Raw genomic sequence first — 17,171 nt, forward strand, 5'->3', positions numbered from 1 at the left:
CTTCGAAACAACCGCGCAAGACTTGTTCTGCACGGCAAGTAAACGAAAAAGGGCGGCCCGAAGACCGCCCTTTTCTTGTCGATCCGGCTGATGCCGGGGTCGATTATTCCTTGATGGTGACGACGATGCCGGCACCGACGGTGCGGCCGCCTTCACGGATGGCGAAGCGCAGCTTCTCTTCCATGGCGATCGGCACGATCAGCTCGACATCGACCGTGATGTTGTCGCCAGGCATCACCATCTCGGTGCCAGCCGGCAGCGACACGATGCCGGTCACGTCCGTCGTGCGGAAGTAGAACTGCGGGCGGTAGTTGGTGAAGAACGGCGTGTGACGGCCACCTTCGTCCTTGGTCAGGATGTAGGCTTCGGCCACGAACTTCTTGTGCGGCTTCACCGTGCCGGGCTTGGCCAGAACCTGGCCGCGCTCGACGCCTTCACGATCAACGCCACGCAGCAGCGCGCCGATGTTGTCGCCAGCCTGGCCCTGATCGAGCAGCTTGCGGAACATTTCAACGCCCGTGCAGGTCGTCTTGGTCGTCGGACGGATGCCGATGATTTCCAGCTCCTCGCCGACCTTGACCACGCCGCGCTCGACGCGGCCGGTCACGACCGTGCCGCGGCCCGAGATCGAGAACACGTCTTCGATCGGCATCAGGAACGGCTTGTCCAGCGGACGAACCGGCGTCGGGATGTAGGCATCGACCTGAGCCATCAGCTCGCGGATCGCGTCCTCGCCGATCGTCTTGTTCGAATCTTCAAGTGCAGCCAGAGCCGAACCCTTGACGATCGGAATGTCGTCGCCGGGGAACTCGTTCTTCGACAAAAGCTCGCGAACCTCGAGCTCGACCAGTTCGAGGAGTTCCGCGTCGTCGACCTGGTCGACCTTGTTGAGGAACACCACGATCGACGGCACGCCGACCTGACGGGCCAGCAGGATGTGCTCGCGGGTCTGCGGCATCGGGCCGTCAGCAGCCGAAACCACCAGGATCGCGCCGTCCATCTGCGCGGCGCCGGTGATCATGTTCTTCACATAGTCGGCGTGGCCGGGGCAGTCGACGTGGGCGTAGTGGCGGTTGGCCGTCTCATACTCGACGTGAGCCGTCGAGATGGTGATGCCGCGCGCCTTCTCTTCCGGCGCCGCATCGATCTGGTCGTAGCGCTTGTACTCGCCAAAATACTTCGTGATCGCCGCCGTCAGCGACGTCTTGCCATGGTCAACGTGACCAATCGTGCCGATGTTCACATGAGGCTTAGTGCGCTCGAATTTACCTTTTGCCATAGTCTCTTTCCTTGGACGGCCTTGACCTTCAGTTCAGTCGAATGCGGGGCGATTAGCGACAAAGGCCAAAAAACACAAGCGTCTTTTGGCCGGGTGCCGTCTCACTCAGTCCGAACCTGGGATCCGATTGCGGGGATATGGTGCTGATATAGGAAGGCGATGGGGGAAATGGAATGGGTGGCAGGCCGATCGATCGAGGCCTATGTCCCCTGCTCTTGCCGGCCAATTCCTGTCTCGATCACGGCCAGTTGATGGCCCATTGCGGCGGCCACCGAGGTCTGATCTCTTGCCCCGATGCATTTCATCCCTGCCCCGATCCGCGGCCCGCTGTTCATGATCGTTTCGACGGGATCGTATCTCGTCAACGACACGATGATGAAACTCGCGACGGCAGGCTTGCCGTCCTACGAGGTGCTGTTTCTGCGCGGTGTCGCGGCAGCGCTCTGGGGCTTCCCGCTGCTGTTCCTTTTGGGCTACGGCAAACAGATCCCGCTGATCTTCGACGGCCGGGTGCTGCGCAGGAACCTGCTCGAGCTGGCGGCGATCCTCTGCTATGTCGTGGCGCTCGCCAACATGCAGATCGCGGATTCCACGGCGCTGGGACAAATCACGCCGCTCCTGATGCTGGTCGGTTCCTCGATCCTGTTTGGGGAGCGCATCGGCGGCCAGCGCATGGCGCTGATCGGGCTCGGCTTCATCGGCGCGCTTATGGTGGCTCAGCCGACCATGCAAGGCATCTCCGTCTATGCCCTGCTGGCGCTTGGCAACGCCGCGCTGTCAGCCGCGCGCGACCTCGCAGGCAGGCGTGTCGCCGCTGAAGTGCCAGGGATGATCGTGGCGATTTCCGCCGTCGTGGTGGTGCTGATCGGCGCCGGTGCGGCGCATCTCGCGTCCGAGCGCTGGGTGATGCCAGAAGCACGCCATTTGCTGCTGCTTGCCGGCGCCGGTCTTTTCCTGATCTTCGGCCATTTCTTCATCTTCATGGCCTATCGCGTCGGGCCGACCAGCGCGGTGGCGCCGTTCTATTACTGCTTCACCGTCTGGGCCGTCATTTCAGGCCTGCTGGTGTTCGGCCAGTTCCCCAATACGCTGGCGGTCTGCGGCATCCTGCTGGTGGTGGCCAGCGGGCTGACCATCGTGTCGCTGGACCAGCGCAAGCGCCGGCTGACCGTCGTCGCCTAGCATCGGCAGCAGAGCGCCTGTTTCCAATGTTGCGGAGGCCGGATCGATCGTCTATTCGGCGATATGCCGTCTATCCGGCGAAGACATGATCAATCAGCCAAGGGAGGTTCCCATGACCGATTTTGACCAGAACAAGAATTCCGACGCCGAGCACAAGGCCGCCATTCGCAAGTCGCTGATCGGCTGGGCGGTGTTCATCGCCGGAACGCTGATCTTCTTCGCCGCGGCCGACGCAGTGCTGATGCCATAGGCAAGCCCGCAGCTGGTCGTGCCTCGGCAGAAACTCAAAACTTCAGACGATGCAGCCGGCGCTTAGAGCGTCCGCCTTCCACTGAACTGGTGGTAGGCCCACAGCACAATCACCGCGCCAACCACGGCGACGATCAGGCTGGAGATGTTAAGGCCGGAGACACCCACGCCGAAGAGTTGGCTGCAGATCACGCCGCCGACGATGGCGCCGACGATGCCGAGCACGATATCCATGATCAGGCCCTGGCCGGTCTTGTTGACGATCTTGCTGCCCAGGAAGCCGGCGATGGCGCCGAGAATGATCCAGCTGATGATACCCATTTTTTCCTCTCCATCCCCCGCCGACCCGACATTTTCATATGATTGTCAAAAGCTCAAGCCAGCTTGAAATTCCGCCCGGATGCGCCATTGTTGAAGGTGGGCTGGGCTTGGCTAGATGGAGGATCCACTTATGGGACTTTTTGACAACGCCGTTCCCGGCGGCAACATCACGAAACCGCTGATGATCGCGCTCGGCGCGTTGCTGGTCGGAAAAATGTTGAGCGGCAGAAGTGCCGAACAGCCGGATCAGCCTCAAACGCCCGTGCCGGCCGACCCCGCCGCCAGTGACGGCGGACTGCTCGGCGGACTGGGCGGCCTGCTCGGCAAGCTCAGGGATGCCGGCCACGGCAATGTCGCCGATTCCTGGGTCGGCACCGGGCAGAACCAGTCGATCAACGCCAATGATCTCGGCGCGGCACTCGGGCCACAGGTCATCCGCGAGATCGCGCAGCGGACCGGGCTGGACGAGCAGGAACTGCTCAAGCAGCTGTCCACCGCCTTGCCCGGCATCGTCGACAAACTGACGCCGAACGGCCAGGTGCCGCAGCAGCACCAGGTGGCGTCGGCGTTCAACAGCTGACGCGGCACGCCTTGATGTCCTGAAGCGCTGCGCGCGTTGTCGCGCAGTGTCTGGGTTTGCGATTGTGGGGAAAATCTGGAGCGGGTAGCGGGAAGGCCCTCAGGAACGCAGCGAAATCAATGCGCCGTGTCACTGACCCGTCGGCGCGTGTCACAGTTCAGACGTTTGCAGTGTCATCCACGGACACAAACGCGTCACCCGTGACAGTTCCCGTGGCATTGGACACGCACGGCACGAGCTTCCCGGATGCGCAGAAGCCCTCTTTCACAGGCTTCGTTGAGAACCAAGTCCAGCGATCCACCAGAGGCGTCAATCGTCGCCGATATAAGACTTGATCACACCATTCCCGTTGACAACGAATCTGATGCCTCGCTTACTCCAAGTCACCAACGCCTTGTTCGTTTGGTTCAATCGGATCGTGCTCAAATCGATATCCAACGTGTGATGTCCGGCCTCCTCATGCCAAACTTCCACCCGTGCACGGTTGTTAAAATCCTGCCAAACATTGATCTGTTGACGGCCATCTCGAGAGCAATATTGGACAATATGAACGCCCCCATGGTCTGACAACTCTGCTTCTGGCGCAAACTTTGTCAGCAGGCCCCCTTCCGCACCCATTTCGAATGTCTTTTCGACATCGTTCTCGTCGGTAATGGTCATATCAGGATGCGATCCCAACAACCGAAAATCCTTCGGGAGAACAAACTCAGCATTATAGTTTGGAATGACGGAATGAAAAGTGAGGATCGGATCGCCTCCTGCCCTCTTGTGCTTTTCTTTGTCTTGAAATCTACCTGTTATTACGATAGCGCAGACATGAGTCCGCTTAGAACTCTCGTTGTCGACTGCGCTTTTTACCTCATCCAGAACCGACTGAAAGTGGCGTGGATCTCGATAAGGAATCTGCAGGTGAATTATGCCCGGAACGTCGCGCGGGAGTTGCTTGCTGGCTTTCTTAATGAGGCCAACGATTCTCTCTGACTGTTTCGTATCCGGGAATGTAAATGTATCGATTTTCCAGAGCTTTCGGGCAAATGATTTCGTGACCCCTTCAATTTCGGTCTCGTAATACTCGCCGCCTCCTATCATCGAATCTGCGCCCTCAAGGGCTTGGAATTCAATCGGCAACTCCATGTGCTGGCCAACTTCCAAAATCTTGAAAACCCGTAGCGCGAAGTCATCTGTGTCTGCACGCGTCAGTCGCGGATAGTTTTCAATCAAGTCGGAGGCCGTGACTATAATGGCGTCGCTGTCGCCCGGTTTAAGCCTGCTATTAGCCCGGATGATAACTGAAAGACTCATAGTTGAACCTTTCAATTTCCTGGCTATGGCAGCCAGAATATCCAACAAAACTCGCTGCTCAACTCGAACATCGTCGAGCATGCTTTTACACTCAATATAAACGAGAGATCCGTCATTTGATTTGAACACGAGGTCAGGCCGCTTCTCTCCCTGGACAGTGCTCTCTGGAATGAAATTAACATCCCGATGCAATTCAAATGAATATGTCATATATATGAATAATTCAAATAACGTGGAAAAAAATTGCGATTTATCGATGAGCCTAGTTATTGTATCTGCGTAGCTGTGGCTAGACTTCAGAAAATCGAGAGCGAATTGCAATTCCAGCAAAAATGTCGCTTCCTCCGAGACTTGCATCGAGCCGGCTGCGAGCGACTTAGCTGCACTGTCCAATGTTTCATACCAGGCGGGTACGAACGGGTGCACCGAGTTAGTTGCCCAAAAGCGAGCTTCTAAATCGTCTGCTCTGGTATACTTTTCGTGACCGCGCATTAGTCTAGAGAAGATGGGCTCACCCAGTAATTCACGCAGAGAATTTGCTTTTTTTTCGATGTTTTTGAATGTGACCCTATTCGGAGGAATGTCGTCGTCATCCATTTAATCTAACCCGTTGAGGCGACCACACGATCGAAGTGTATAGCGCGCTTTGGTTCTGCAGCGAAGCGGACTATCAGGGATTGAAGATCAACGTCAGGTGCCCGGCTTGTCCAGATGGTGCTGAAGCGCATCAAGTTGCCGGAGATCGGCCCGTTGGTCGTCGAGGAAAACACCTGCCTGCCCTATCGGGAAAACTATTATGCCACCGACTGGCGCGAGATCGCCGCGGCGAAAGTTCCCGAAAGTATCTGGTCAATGGATGCCAGGGCCGGCGCCATCTCCAAGCCGAAGCCGCCACTGACCTGGAATCGGCGCGAAAAATGGCCGGCCCAACCACCGCCACGGCAACGCAAGGCTACGTCAGCAACCGTGGCATCAACAACAACCGCAAGGTCGCCGATGCACGGGCCAAGCTGCGGCAGTGACACGGGCGTGACACGGCGCATTTTCAAGGATGAGATTTTGTTAGCGATTTCAAATCGAAAGTCTGGAGCGGGTAGCGGGAATCGAACCCGCATATTCAGCTTGGAAGGCTGCTGCTCTACCACTGAGCTATACCCGCGCCTTGCACTGAAGTATCGGATTCACCCGAAAAGCGCCATGCACTTTTCGGCCCGATGCTTTTTCGTTTCAGGGCTTCCGGGCCGGCAGTGGTGGAGAGGGTTGGATTCGAACCAACGTAGGCTAAGCCAACGGATTTACAGTCCGTCCCCTTTAACCACTCGGGCACCTCTCCAGTCTGCCGCCGGAGCCATGCAACGAGGCATTCTTGCCGACCCCGGAGCCCGAGATAGAAGTCTTGTCCGAAATCAGCGAAGCGCCTTATGGCGGCAAGGCCAGTGGGTGTCAACCGCACTGGAAGGGTTTTTCGACGTTGTTCGCCGGCTGCGGCGACGGGCCATATCCTTGGCCGCGGCGGACCGCTATAGAAGCCGGCCATGAGCAACAAGACCAACACCCCCAAAGACACCCATTACGCCAAGCTGCGCCGCGCGCACCGCGAAGAGAAAAGCGGCGGCGCCCCGGCGTTCCGGCCGCGCCAGCCCGTGCCGCCCGGCGAGAACGCAGCCGACGGGCTGGTGCGACTTTATGGCCTGCACACGGTGCGCGCTGCACTCGACAATCCGCGCCGCAAGATTCGCAGAATGCTGGTGACGCGCAATGCGGCCGAGCGACTGGAGATCGCCGATCTCGCCGCCCTGCCCTTCAAGGCGGACCTAGTCGAACCCCGGGACATCGACAAGATCACCGGATCGGATGCCGTGCACCAGGGCGTGCTGATCGAAGCGGAGCCGCTAAAAGCGAAGCGCCTCGACGCGCTCGGCGACACAAGGCTGGTGCTGGTGCTCGACCAGGTCACCGATCCACACAATGTCGGCGCCATCCTGCGCTCGGCGGTCGCTTTCGGCGCCGGCGCGCTGATCACCACGGCGCGCCACAGCCCGCAGGAATCGGGCGTGCTGGCGAAATCCGCCTCCGGGGCGCTGGAGCATATCGACCAGATCGAGGTGAAGAACCTGGCCGACGCGCTCGGCCAACTCCATGAGGCGGGGTTCCAGACCATCGGGCTTGATTCGGACGGGCCGGCGGAACTCGAAACCAGCTTTACCGGCGACAGGATCGCGCTGGTGCTCGGCGCCGAAGGCAAGGGCCTGCGTCAGAAGACGCGCGAAACCGTGACCACTCTGGCGCGGCTCGACATGCCCGGCGCGATCCGCTCGCTCAACGTGTCGAACGCCGCAGCGATCAGCCTTTATGCGGCGCGGGCATTCTTGAAGCGCGGCTAAACCGCCTGCCCTCGCAACGAGAAACGGGCTCCGGCGACAAATGCCGGAACCCGTTCTCTGACAGGACAAGGATGGCGGCTTGGGAACGTTATGCCGCCCTCTCCCGACCTATGCCGCTTTGCCTTTGACCTCGGCCACTTCCCCACCAACCTCGAAGTTCGCCATCCGCTCCAGCGCCCTGACCAGTGCCGAGTGATCCTCCTTCGCACCGCCATTGGCGGCGCAGGAATTGAACAGCTGCTGCGTGGTCGAGGTATTGGGTAGCGACACGCCGAGCGCTTTTGCCCCTTCCAACGCCAGGTTGAGATCCTTCTGGTGCAGTTCGATGCGGAAGCCCGGCGCGAAGGTGCGCTTGACCATGCGTTCGCCATGCACTTCGAGGATGCGAGACGCCGCCAACCCGCCCATCAGCGCCTGCCTGACCTTAGCCGGGTCGGCGCCGGCTTTCGAAGCAAAAACAAGCGCTTCGGCGACGGCTTCAATGGTCAGCGCGACCACGATCTGGTTGGCGACCTTGGTGGTCTGGCCGACACCGTTCGGTCCGACCAGCGTGATGTTCTTGCCCATCTTCTCGAAGACGGGTTTTGCGCGCTCGAACGCCTTTTCCTCGCCGCCGACCATGATGGTGAGTGACGCCGCCTTGGCGCCGACCTCGCCGCCCGAGACCGGGGCGTCGAGATAGTCGCAGCTGAGATCGTTGATCTTTCCGGCGAAGACCTTGGTCTCGATCGGCGAGATCGAGCTCATGTCGATGACCAGCTTGCCTTTCGACAGGCCGGAGGCGACGCCATTGTCGCCGAACAGCACGTCGGCCACCTGAGGCGTGTCGGGCACCATGGTGATGACGATGTCGGCAGCCTTGGCGACGGCGGCGTGGCCGGTGACAGTCTTCAGGCCCTTGGCGACGAGGTCGGCGGAAGGCTTGCTGCGATGGTCGCTGGCGACGACCTTGTAGCCGGCGTCCAGAAGATGCCCCGCCATCGGCGCGCCCATGATGCCGAGGCCGATGAAGCCTATGGTTTCCATTGTTTTTCTCCGTCTTTGTTAGGCCGCGTTCCTTCGCGCCCCCCTCTGTCCTGCCGGACATCTCCCCCACGAGGGGGGAGATTGGCAGCGTGAGCGCCGGCTCCTAAGCCGCCGCGCTGCCCTGGCCAGACAGGTCCTTGAACCAGCCCAGCCCTGCCTCGGTGCCGGCCTTCGGCTTGTATTCCGCGCCGATCCAGCCGGAATAGCCGATGCGGTCGATGTGGTCGTAGAGGAAGGGATAGTTGATCTCGCCCGTTCCCGGCTCGTGACGGCCGGGATTGTCCGCAAGCTGGATATGCGCGATGCGGCCGAGGTTTGCCTCGATTTTACGGGCGAGATCCCCCTCCATGATCTGCATGTGATAGATGTCGTATTGCAGGAACAGGTTTTTCGAGCCGACGCGGTCGATCAGCGCCAACGCCTGGTCGGAGTGGTTGAGGAAGAAGCCTGGAATGTCGCGGGTGTTGATCGGCTCGATCAGCAGGCGAATGCCGGCCTGCTCCAGCTTCTCCGCCGCGAAGGCGAGGTTTTCGGCGAAAACTTCCTCGAGCACCTTGCGGTCGACGCCCGCCGGCGCGATGCCGGCCAGGCAGTTGACCTGCTGGCAGCCGAGCGCCTGCGCATAGGTGATCGCCTTGGCGATGCCCTGGCGGAATTCCGGCACGCGGTCCGGCAGCACGGCGATGCCGCGCTCGCCCTTGCCCCAGTCGCCTAGTGGCAGATTGAACAGCACTTGCGTCAGGCCGTTCTTCTTCAGCCTCGCGGCCACCACCTCCGGCGCATAATCGTAAGGACCGATATATTCGACGCCCTTGAAGCCGGCGCGGGCGGCGGCGTCAAAGCGATCGAGGAAATCATGCTCGCCAAAGAGCATCGACAGATTGGCTGAAAAACGCGGCATTCTTCTTCTCCTAATCCAGCATCACGATCGCGGTCGGCGCATCCTCATGGCTTTCGGCAAGGTCCTCGAATTCGGTGATCTTGTCGATCTCGGTGCCCATCGAGATGTTGGTGACGCGCTCCAGGATGAATTCGAGCACGACCGGAACCCGGTGCTCCTTCATCAGCCGCTGCGCCTGCTTGAAGGCGGCGGCGAATTCCTCCGGCTTGCGCACCCGGACCGCCTTGCAGCCCATGGCCTCGGCAACGGCGACGTGGTCGACGCCATAGCCGGCTTCGGGATCGCCCGATCGGTTGATGTTCTCGAAGGCAAGGCTCACCTCATAATCCATCGAGAAACCGCGTTGCGCCTGGCGGATCAGGCCGAGATAGGCGTTGTTCACGACGACATGGATGTAGGGCAGTCTGTGCTGCGCGCCGACCGCCAGTTCCTCGATCATGAACTGGAAATCATAGTCGCCCGACAGCGCCACGATTGCGCGGTCCGGATCGGCGGCGCGCACGCCAAGGGCTGCCGGCAGGGTCCAGCCGAGCGGGCCGGCCTGGCCGCAATTGATCCAGTTGCGCGGCTTGTAGACATGCAGGAACTGCGCGCCGGCGATCTGCGACAGGCCGATCGTGGTGACATAGGTGACGTCGCGGCCGAACGCCTTGTTCATCTCCTCATAAATACGCTGCGGCTTCAGCGGCACCTGGTCGAAATGCGTCTTGCGCTTCATCGTCTTCTTGCGGGCCTGGCATTCCTTGGCCCAGCCCGACCAGTCGCGCAGCTTTCCAGCCGTCTTCCACTCGGTGGCGACGTCGAGCAGCATCTTAAGTGCCGCACCCGCATCGGAGACGACGCCGAGATCCGGCGCGAAGACACGGCCGATCTGCGTCGGCTCGATGTCGACATGGATGAACTTCTTGCCCTTGGTGTAGACGTCGACCGAGCCGGTGTGGCGGTTGGCCCAGCGGTTGCCGATGCCGAAGACGAAGTCGGCTTCGAGCATCGTCGCATTGCCATAGCGGTGCGAGGTCTGCAGGCCGCACATGCCGGCCATCAGCCGGTGGTCGTCGGGGATCGCGCCCCAGCCCATCAGCGTCGGGATGACCGGAACGCCCGTTATTTCGGCGAATTCGATCAGCAGATCGGATGCATCGGCATTGATGATGCCGCCACCGGCGACGATCAGCGGCTTTTCCGCCGCGTTGAGCATCGCCAGCGCCTTTTCGGCCTGGGCGCGTGTCATGGCCGGCTTGAACGGCGTCAGCGGCTCATAGGCATCGATGTCGAATTCGATCTCGGCCAATTGGACGTCGACCGGCAGGTCGATCAGCACCGGACCGGGCCGCGACGAGCGCATGAGATGAAACGCCTTCTGCAGCGCCATCGGCACGAGATAGGGCTCCATGACGGTGACCGCCCATTTGGTCACGGGCGCGGCGATGGCGGCGATATCGACGGCCTGGAAGTCCTCCTTGTTCAGCCGTGCCCGCGGCGCCTGGCCGGTGATGCACAGGATCGGAATGGAATCGGCTGATGCCGAGTAGAGCCCGGTGATCATGTCGGTGCCGGCCGGCCCAGACGTGCCGATGCAGAGCCCGATATTGCCCGCTTTGGCCCTGGTATAGCCTTCGGCCATATGCGAGGCGCCCTCGACATGGCGGGCCAGCACATGGCGTATCGTGCCCCTCGCCTTCAGCGCCGAATAAAGCGGATTGATCGCCGCGCCGGGCACGCCGAAAGCGCAGGCAATGCCTTCCTTTTCGAGCACGAGAACCGCCGCATCGACAGCGCGCATCCTGGCCATTTTCCGGCCCTCCACTTGGGTTGTCATTGTTGGATGGCCTGTTATCTCAGCAAGCCGGCTATTTTTCAATTTTTTCAGAATATTTTTTCATTTCTAGAAAACGGCGACTATTTGCTGATTTTATTGGACTTTCGGTTTTCCAGGAATTTGCCGTGCCGCTCCAGTGAAAAACTTTTTCATTGCGCATTCGACGAAATCGGCGAAACTGGCGCGATGGAAACCACTGAGAAACGGCAGCGCGGCCGGCCGCGCGCTTTCAACGGGCCTGCCGAAGCCAGTTCGGTGCAGTCGCTGGACAGGGCGTTGCGCATACTGGCCATTGTCGCGGAGGGCAGCGGCCTGTCGTTGAGCGAGATTTCGGCGCAGAGTGGCCTAGCCGCCTCCACCGCCTACCGCATGCTGACGACGCTCGAAAATCACGGCATGGTCGAGTTCGACACATCGGACCAGTTGTGGTCGATCGGCGTCGAGACCTACCGCATGGGCGCGGCCTTCCTGCGCCGCCGCAAGCTGGTCGACCGCGCCCGCATCGTCATGCAGGAGCTAATGGAAAGAACCGGCGAGACCGCCAATCTCGGCGTCGCCGAGGATGATTGCGTGGTCTTCGTCAGCCAGGTCGAGACGCACCAGGCGATCCGCGCCTTCTTTCGCCCGGGCACGCGCAGCCCCTTCCACGCTTCCGGCATCGGCAAGGCGGTGCTGGCGCATCTCGAGCCGGAGCGCGTCGGCACCATTCTGCGCAAGGCCGGCCTGCAGCGCTTCACCGACAAGACGCTGTCCGAGATCCCTGCCCTTGCCCACGATCTGGCTGTCATCAAGCAGCGTGGCTGGTCGGTCGACGACGAGGAGCGGCACCCCGGCATGCGCTGCGTGGCGGCCGCCATCTTCAACGAATTCGGCGAGCCGATCGGCGGCGTCTCGGTGTCGGGGCCGACCGTGCGGGTGACGCCGGAGCGGCTGGCCGAGATCGGCCCGATGGTGCGCAGCGCCGCGGCCGAGGTGACCCGGATGATCGGCGGCCTGCAAGCCGGCTGATCAGCCTGCCCCGGACAGCGCGCTCCTGGTCGCAATATCGAACAAATCGAGCAGTATGCCGGCCCTGCAAGCGCCGGCGGGCTCCGTCTTGCCCTGGCGTTCGAAGGCATGCGAAAGGGCGTGGATGAGGAAAACGGTTCAGCTTCTGCTTGTCGCTTCGCTTTGCGGGTGCGTGGCGACGACACCTCGACCCGATGCCGGCTCCCAGCGCGTCGATCCCATTCCGTTCTCGCTCGCGCTCGAGGAGATCGTCATCACCGGCATCCGTCAGCGTTTGCCGGATCCTGCCTCGGCCAGGCTCGGAAGGACGCTTGCCGGCGAGCGGACGCTGAACGGCCGCAAGGAGATCGTGGTCTGCGGCTTCGTCAGCGGCAAGGCTCCGTCCGGCGGTTCCGGCGACCAAGCCTTCATTGCCAGGATCTACCCGGATACGGCCAGCAGCTTCGAGCTCGTCGCCATGGGCGGCGCTTTGGAAACCAGGCGTCTCGTCGACAGCACCTGCAGCGCAGCCGGATTACCGATCTCCGATCCGGTCTGAGAACCCAACTATAAGCATTTGTAACGCAAACGAAAAAGGGGCTCGTTCGAGCCCCTATTTCCATAACTGGAGCAATCCTCCTCCGCTCAGAGCCGGCAATAGTGGCTGTAGCCGTCGCGGCCGATGTAGGTGTCGGAGTCCGGATCGTAGCTCGCGTAGCGATCGAAGCAGCGGCGGACATGCCAGGAACCGCCATCTTCGTCGACATAGACTGTACGCGGCGACTGCTGGGCAAGCAGGCTGCCAAGGACGAACCCGCCGACGCCGGCGGCGATACCAATGCCGAGGTCGTGGTGATGCGAATGAGCCGCCGAAGGCTGAACGGTGCCGACCAGCGCGGTGGCAGCGACGGTGGTGGCGATGAGGCCGGAAACGAGTGTGCGCTTGAACATAATGATCTCCTTGCTTCGTTGACCGAGGCGATCCATCCGCCTCTTGATCATCTGTCGCTGCCGCGCGGAAAAAGGTTCGAGGCTTTTTTGATCTTTTTTCGAAGATGCCGTCGGTTCCCGCCTGCGGGGCCACGGAAAAATGCAAAGGGCGGCCGAAGCCGCCCTTCGAAAGCAACAGGCCTTGGCGTCAAAGGATGATAACCACCCGGCCATGGTGATGATGACGGTGATGGTGATGGTGGTACCACCAGTAGTCGCCATAGTCGTCTTCATAGTAATGATGGTGATGATGCATACCGTGAGCCGACGACGTCTGAACCGTGGCGGCCAGCGCGCCTGTGGCAACGAAAACGGCGACGAGAGCGGAAGTGAGCATGCGCTTGAACATGATGATCTCCTGGATCCTTGACCGAGGCGACCATTCGCCTCTGGAGATCAGTCGGCGCAGCCTGTCAAAAGGTTCGAAAGCCGGGGAGATTCTTTGGCGGGCGAGAGGAAGAGCGAGTAGCGAGTAGCGAGTAGCGAAGGGGCAGGATCACAGGGATTTCGGCCAAGCTACCAACTATTCGCTATTCCCTATTCGCCTTCTCTCATCCCATGCCCGTGACATGCCGAAGCCAGAAGGCGAGCGCGATGAAGCCGATGATTGCGGTCACGCCAGTCCAGTCGACATTGGCCTTCTTGACGTCGCTGATGAGCTTCACCAGCAGCATCCAGGCGATGACGACGAGAGGGAGAATGATGACAAGCCTGATCATGCGACACTCCAGTCCGAAGCGATTGCACCTCAGCGTTATGTAGGAAGCGCGCCGGCGGATTTCAGCATGGGCCGTCGGCGGCTTCATCCACCGTTGGGGTAACCGAAAACGGAGTTTTGTCTTTACTGGCGCACGAAATATGCTACCGGAGCGCCGTGCCCTTGTAGCTCAGCTGGTAGAGCAGCGGTTTTGTAAACCGAAGGTCGGCGGTTCGATCCCGTCCGGGGGCACCAGTTCACCCGAGACAGTTCTGCTTCTATTACTCACTCGCCTGCCGAGCAGCGAGGATAAGGCCCAGCACCTATCAGCTACTTCTGCTCCGACGACCAAGGGAAGTTCACGTAGCTGTCGCGGCTGTCGTAGCAGATGTTCCCGTACATCTTCAGATAGGCGTCCCGTCGCGCCGCATCCGCATAAACCGAGGACGGGTCCTTAAGGTCGGCCTCGTACTGCGCAAGATTGGCGCTCGTCAGCGCGATGGGAAGGATGTCCATCGCCTGGGGAATGCTTTTGCCTTCGAGCCAGTCGGCTGCAAACTCTCCCATGGCATATCCGAAAACGGGCGAGGACAACGAGATACTCGCCTTGTAAGGGCTGTTTCCTTTCCTGATTTCAGCGACGGCCTCCGGCTCGCCGTCAATTCCGCCGAGGAATTGGTCGGGCCGATCTTTCCCCGCCACGCGCAACGCTTCCAGCGCACCAAGCACGACCGCGTCGCCGCCGAGCACCACGTCGATGTTGGGATTGGCAAGAAGGACGGTTTGCATTGTGGCGAACCCGCCTTCCTTGCTAACCGGCTTCGGCGCGATATCTGCGACGATCGTCACGCCGGGCATCGCATTCAGGCCAGCCCGCATGGCCTCGAACCGAGGCGCCAGAAACTCCATTGTATCCTGGGTCAGCAGAACGACCTTGGCTTTCCCGCCGAGCTTGGTTTTGATGTGATCGATCGCTGCGTCGGTCAGAACCTTGCCCGTTCGATATTGCGGTGCATTGAGCAGCAATGTTGCCGGCGGAGGCACGATGGTGCCGACAAACGCACCCGACCAGATTGCCTGCTGAAGGGCGGGACTGAAAGCCGTCGGATCCGGAGAGGTGGCAACCATGGCGCCAACCTTTGCCGCCACCAAAGACTGGACCTGGGTTATCGCCTTTCCCACATCATTTTCCACCAGAACTCTTCGATATTCCAAGCTCCGATTCTTTGCGGCCATGGTCAGGCCGTGGTCGACCCCCTGCAGGAAGTCGCGGTCGTTCTCCTGCACATAGGCCAGCACCTTTGTGAGACCAGCTGGGGCGTTGCATGAGCGCACGTGTGGATCGAAGGCGGGGAATACTGTCCGCTGCGTAATGCCCGGGCCACCTTCCCCGGCACTCGCGAAACTACCTCCCATCGTGGCAACAAGAAGCAGAACTATCGCCGGCCCAGTTGGCCATCGGCAGACAATCTTCTTATGATCAAACACGTCTACCCCCGTCGCCGTCAATTGCTGGCGCCACGATTATCACATCACACGCGCGGTGCTGCCGCAGTCATTTTTTCCATCTCGCGACGGCGCGGTCTACTATGCAGCGGTAGAGCGCCGTGGTTTCGTCGAAAACACCAAATGAGCGGCGGTTCCCGGCTGAAGCGTTCGATACTCGATCTTGGCACCCAGGCTGATGCACATGGCATGGATGATCCTGCTGCCAACACCGGTCCCTTTGGCGGGCGTACCTTCAGCCTTTCCGACCCCATCGTCTTCAACCACCAGTTCCGCTTGCTCGCCTGGCAGCTTGCTGAGCCGGACGCGGACTTCTCCGACACCATCCGGATAAGCGTATTTGAAGGCATTGGTGACCAGTTCGGTGATCACCACGCCAAGGTTGATGCTGATGTCGGTTTCGAGCTTGATCGGGTCGATGCTGTAAGACAGGCCCACACCATGGACTTGGCTGCGCAGCGAGGTGCGCAGGTGATCGAGCAACCCAATGAGATATTCGTCCAAATCAACCGAGCGGACATCGGACGAGCCGTAGAGCCGCCTGTGAACGAGCGAAATCGCAAAGATGCGATCCTGGGTTTCAGCGAGCGCATCCTTCGAAGCACGGTCTCCGACAGCCTTCGATTGCAGGTTCACCAGCGACGAGACCAGAGCCAGGCTGTTGGCGACGCGGTGATTGACCTCCGACAAAAGCACTTCGGCCCGATCGCGCGCCTTGGCCAAGTCCTCGGTACGGGTGGCGACCCGTTGCTCCAGCTCGCTGTTGAGCGCATTGACCTCGTCGCGCGTGTCGCGAAGTTCCCTGGTGTAGCGAGCGGCACCATAGGCTGCTCCGCCAACCACGGCGACGATGACGAACCCGCCGATTGCCGAAACGAGCCGCAGCCATGCGCTGTTGGCGCGCTGTTCGGCGACCCCTGACGTCAGCCGGTCATCGGCTCGTCCAATGATTCCCGAAAAGAACACGTTGGCTTCGTCGGTCAGAGCCTTGCCTCTGTTGGTGCGGAATATCGCCAGTATCTCGGCGTCGCGCTGATCACGCTTGAGAGCTATCGTTTGGTCGAGCTCATCAAACTTGGTGGTTATGATCGCGGATAGCCGTTGCAGCGTGGATTGCGAGTTGGGGTAGGATGTCAGTAAGGTTTGCAAAGCCTGCAGATGACGCTGCGCTTGCGCCTTAGCGGTCTGGTAAGGCCCCAGATAGATCTCGTTCCCGGTGATGACGAAGCCGCGCTCACTCGCCTCCGCCGTCTGCATTGCATTTCTCAACTCAACGGCCGCGATACGCGTGTCACGCGCCTCAATCGCATTGTCGAAATAGGATTGAGCTCTCTGCCCCAGCCAGAAGTTGGTGGCAACGATGGCCATAAGCGCCGCAAACCCGATGAGCAGGGACGCGGATGTGAGTCGGACAATTTTGCGGCTGGAAACTGGCATTCGGGCATTCCTGCCCGATTTTGGGTGGCCGCGCCATCATGTAGTGAGAGCTAATAAGCCACACACGCAAAACTTGGCTGCTCGGAGTTGATTTGCGCCAACATCTTCCGGCCCTGCGAACTGGTGGTGAACGACACGGCAGCGCCGCCAACCGCCCCATGCTCTAGTTCAGGCATTTCTCAAAGAAAGCCGACCGCTGGATTTCCGGCAGGCCTTAGAGCTGAACCCGAACCACCTCGATCCTTGCTTCGACCTTCTGAAAGACAAGATGCATATTGTCGTAGTCGTGTCGGGATGCTGCTTTGCCGTCCGATCGGGTGACCGTTAGGGGGGTGGAGGCCTATCCCGATTCGTCGCTGGCAACGATTGCCGATTCAGTCACTTGATCGACAGTGGTCACCAACACGCCGCCGTGCTTGTCTAGGATGGTCTCCGTCGCTTGTCCGCCTGACGGTGCAGCAAACGTAACCCTACCCATCGTCGGCTGATAAATGTCCTTGCTGCAATCCGG

At 60.4% G+C, this 17,171-nt stretch carries 17 protein-coding genes and 3 tRNA genes; 7 read left to right on the forward strand and 13 right to left on the reverse strand.

The features are described 5' to 3' along the window. Positions 1–103: 103 nt before the first annotated feature. On the reverse strand, positions 104–1,279 hold the full coding sequence (gene tuf, locus JG746_RS21235) for an elongation factor Tu (protein WP_010909256.1): 1,176 nt from the start codon (positions 1,277–1,279) through the stop codon (positions 104–106). 294 nt (positions 1,280–1,573) lie between these two features. Here tuf and JG746_RS21240 point away from each other — a divergent pair, with 294 nt between their 5' ends. Beyond that, complete coding sequence (locus tag JG746_RS21240; RefSeq protein WP_202354529.1) at positions 1,574–2,461, forward strand: DMT family transporter; 888 nt, start codon at positions 1,574–1,576, stop codon at positions 2,459–2,461. 112 nt (positions 2,462–2,573) lie between these two features. Beyond that, the gene (locus tag JG746_RS21245) at positions 2,574–2,711 is read left to right on the forward strand and encodes a hypothetical protein (protein WP_202359563.1); all 138 of its coding nucleotides are present in this window, start codon (positions 2,574–2,576) and stop codon (positions 2,709–2,711) included. A 62-nt stretch (positions 2,712–2,773) separates the two neighbouring features. Here JG746_RS21245 and JG746_RS21250 read toward each other — a convergent pair whose 3' ends face one another. Further along, a complete protein-coding gene (locus JG746_RS21250; protein WP_202354530.1) occupies positions 2,774–3,031 on the reverse strand; it encodes a GlsB/YeaQ/YmgE family stress response membrane protein in 258 nt (85 codons plus the stop codon). A 130-nt stretch (positions 3,032–3,161) separates the two neighbouring features. Between JG746_RS21250 and JG746_RS21255 the strand changes: the two genes are divergently transcribed. After that, the gene (locus JG746_RS21255; RefSeq protein WP_202354531.1) at positions 3,162–3,611 is read left to right on the forward strand and encodes a YidB family protein; all 450 of its coding nucleotides are present in this window, start codon (positions 3,162–3,164) and stop codon (positions 3,609–3,611) included. A gap of 309 nt (positions 3,612–3,920) precedes the next feature. Here the strand turns inward: JG746_RS21255 and JG746_RS21260 are convergent, their stop codons facing one another. The 3 genes from JG746_RS21260 to JG746_RS21270 form a co-directional block, all read right to left on the reverse strand. Beyond that, a complete protein-coding gene (locus JG746_RS21260) occupies positions 3,921–5,510 on the reverse strand; it encodes a hypothetical protein (RefSeq protein ID WP_202354532.1) in 1,590 nt (529 codons plus the stop codon). A gap of 488 nt (positions 5,511–5,998) precedes the next feature. Then, positions 5,999–6,072 (reverse strand) — tRNA-Gly (locus tag JG746_RS21265). Positions 6,073–6,161: 89 nt separating this feature from the next. Continuing rightward, positions 6,162–6,246: transfer RNA gene (locus JG746_RS21270), tRNA-Tyr, on the reverse strand. 202 nt (positions 6,247–6,448) lie between these two features. Between JG746_RS21270 and JG746_RS21275 the strand changes: the two genes are divergently transcribed. Further along, a complete protein-coding gene (locus JG746_RS21275) occupies positions 6,449–7,297 on the forward strand; it encodes a TrmH family RNA methyltransferase (protein ID WP_202354533.1) in 849 nt (282 codons plus the stop codon). A 108-nt stretch (positions 7,298–7,405) separates the two neighbouring features. Here the strand turns inward: JG746_RS21275 and JG746_RS21280 are convergent, their stop codons facing one another. The 3 genes from JG746_RS21280 to gcl all read right to left on the reverse strand — a co-directional run bounded on the left by JG746_RS21280 (position 7,406) and on the right by gcl (position 11,016). Then, positions 7,406–8,323, reverse strand: a complete 918-nt coding sequence (locus JG746_RS21280; protein ID WP_202354534.1) for a 2-hydroxy-3-oxopropionate reductase — start codon at positions 8,321–8,323, stop codon at positions 7,406–7,408. 103 nt (positions 8,324–8,426) lie between these two features. Further along, complete coding sequence (gene otnI, locus JG746_RS21285) at positions 8,427–9,224, reverse strand: 2-oxo-tetronate isomerase (RefSeq protein WP_202354535.1); 798 nt, start codon at positions 9,222–9,224, stop codon at positions 8,427–8,429. Positions 9,225–9,234: 10 nt separating this feature from the next. Beyond that, positions 9,235–11,016, reverse strand: a complete 1,782-nt coding sequence (gene gcl / locus JG746_RS21290) for a glyoxylate carboligase (RefSeq protein ID WP_202354536.1) — start codon at positions 11,014–11,016, stop codon at positions 9,235–9,237. Between the two features lie 213 nt (positions 11,017–11,229). On the opposite strand from gcl, the gene bhcR reads away from it, so the two are divergent. Together bhcR and JG746_RS21300 are read left to right on the forward strand one after the other, a co-directional pair. Continuing rightward, a complete protein-coding gene (bhcR, locus tag JG746_RS21295; RefSeq protein WP_202354537.1) occupies positions 11,230–12,051 on the forward strand; it encodes an HTH-type transcriptional regulator BhcR in 822 nt (273 codons plus the stop codon). 124 nt (positions 12,052–12,175) lie between these two features. Continuing rightward, positions 12,176–12,589 (forward strand): hypothetical protein, encoded by a 414-nt coding sequence (locus JG746_RS21300; RefSeq protein ID WP_202354538.1) that lies wholly within the window; start codon positions 12,176–12,178, stop codon positions 12,587–12,589. A gap of 86 nt (positions 12,590–12,675) precedes the next feature. On the opposite strand, the gene JG746_RS21305 is transcribed toward JG746_RS21300, so the two are convergent. From JG746_RS21305 to JG746_RS21315, 3 genes are all read right to left on the reverse strand, one after another. Further along, positions 12,676–12,981: a BA14K family protein gene (locus JG746_RS21305; protein WP_202354539.1), complete on the reverse strand. Its 306-nt coding sequence runs from the start codon at positions 12,979–12,981 to the stop codon at positions 12,676–12,678. 187 nt (positions 12,982–13,168) lie between these two features. Beyond that, the gene (locus JG746_RS21310; protein WP_202354540.1) at positions 13,169–13,369 is read right to left on the reverse strand and encodes a hypothetical protein; all 201 of its coding nucleotides are present in this window, start codon (positions 13,367–13,369) and stop codon (positions 13,169–13,171) included. A 202-nt stretch (positions 13,370–13,571) separates the two neighbouring features. Further along, positions 13,572–13,739: a hypothetical protein gene (locus JG746_RS21315; RefSeq protein ID WP_202354541.1), complete on the reverse strand. Its 168-nt coding sequence runs from the start codon at positions 13,737–13,739 to the stop codon at positions 13,572–13,574. Positions 13,740–13,896: 157 nt separating this feature from the next. Here JG746_RS21315 and JG746_RS21320 point away from each other — a divergent pair. Beyond that, positions 13,897–13,972 (forward strand) — tRNA-Thr (locus JG746_RS21320). Between the two features lie 75 nt (positions 13,973–14,047). Here the strand turns inward: JG746_RS21320 and JG746_RS21325 are convergent. Together JG746_RS21325 and JG746_RS21330 are read right to left on the reverse strand one after the other, a co-directional pair. After that, positions 14,048–15,016, reverse strand: coding sequence for a sugar ABC transporter substrate-binding protein (locus JG746_RS21325; RefSeq protein ID WP_244730356.1), 969 nt, complete (start codon positions 15,014–15,016; stop codon positions 14,048–14,050). Between the two features lie 288 nt (positions 15,017–15,304). Beyond that, entirely contained in the window at positions 15,305–16,660 is a 1,356-nt protein-coding gene (locus JG746_RS21330; protein WP_202354542.1) for a sensor histidine kinase, read from the reverse strand. Between the last annotated feature and the right edge of the window lie 511 nt (positions 16,661–17,171).

This window comes from Mesorhizobium sp. 113-3-3, assembly GCF_016756495.1.
Taxonomy (GTDB): domain Bacteria; phylum Pseudomonadota; class Alphaproteobacteria; order Rhizobiales; family Rhizobiaceae; genus Mesorhizobium.

Excerpts from the sequence above, each read along its gene's own strand:
- tuf (WP_010909256.1), bottom strand. The coding sequence starts at position 1,279 with ATGGCAAAAGGTAAATTCGAGCGCACTAAGCCTCATGTGAACATCGGC.
- JG746_RS21240 (WP_202354529.1), top strand. The coding sequence starts at position 1,574 with ATGCATTTCATCCCTGCCCCGATCCGCGGCCCGCTGTTCATGATCGTT.
- JG746_RS21245 (WP_202359563.1), top strand. The coding sequence starts at position 2,574 with ATGACCGATTTTGACCAGAACAAGAATTCCGACGCCGAGCACAAGGCC.
- JG746_RS21250 (WP_202354530.1), bottom strand. The coding sequence starts at position 3,031 with ATGGGTATCATCAGCTGGATCATTCTCGGCGCCATCGCCGGCTTCCTG.
- JG746_RS21255 (WP_202354531.1), top strand. The coding sequence starts at position 3,162 with ATGGGACTTTTTGACAACGCCGTTCCCGGCGGCAACATCACGAAACCG.
- JG746_RS21260 (WP_202354532.1), bottom strand. The coding sequence starts at position 5,510 with ATGGATGACGACGACATTCCTCCGAATAGGGTCACATTCAAAAACATC.
- JG746_RS21275 (WP_202354533.1), top strand. The coding sequence starts at position 6,449 with ATGAGCAACAAGACCAACACCCCCAAAGACACCCATTACGCCAAGCTG.
- JG746_RS21280 (WP_202354534.1), bottom strand. The coding sequence starts at position 8,323 with ATGGAAACCATAGGCTTCATCGGCCTCGGCATCATGGGCGCGCCGATG.
- otnI (WP_202354535.1), bottom strand. The coding sequence starts at position 9,224 with ATGCCGCGTTTTTCAGCCAATCTGTCGATGCTCTTTGGCGAGCATGAT.
- gcl (WP_202354536.1), bottom strand. The coding sequence starts at position 11,016 with ATGGCCAGGATGCGCGCTGTCGATGCGGCGGTTCTCGTGCTCGAAAAG.
- bhcR (WP_202354537.1), top strand. The coding sequence starts at position 11,230 with ATGGAAACCACTGAGAAACGGCAGCGCGGCCGGCCGCGCGCTTTCAAC.
- JG746_RS21300 (WP_202354538.1), top strand. The coding sequence starts at position 12,176 with ATGAGGAAAACGGTTCAGCTTCTGCTTGTCGCTTCGCTTTGCGGGTGC.
- JG746_RS21305 (WP_202354539.1), bottom strand. The coding sequence starts at position 12,981 with ATGTTCAAGCGCACACTCGTTTCCGGCCTCATCGCCACCACCGTCGCT.
- JG746_RS21310 (WP_202354540.1), bottom strand. The coding sequence starts at position 13,369 with ATGTTCAAGCGCATGCTCACTTCCGCTCTCGTCGCCGTTTTCGTTGCC.
- JG746_RS21315 (WP_202354541.1), bottom strand. The coding sequence starts at position 13,739 with ATGATCAGGCTTGTCATCATTCTCCCTCTCGTCGTCATCGCCTGGATG.
- JG746_RS21330 (WP_202354542.1), bottom strand. The coding sequence starts at position 16,660 with ATGCCAGTTTCCAGCCGCAAAATTGTCCGACTCACATCCGCGTCCCTG.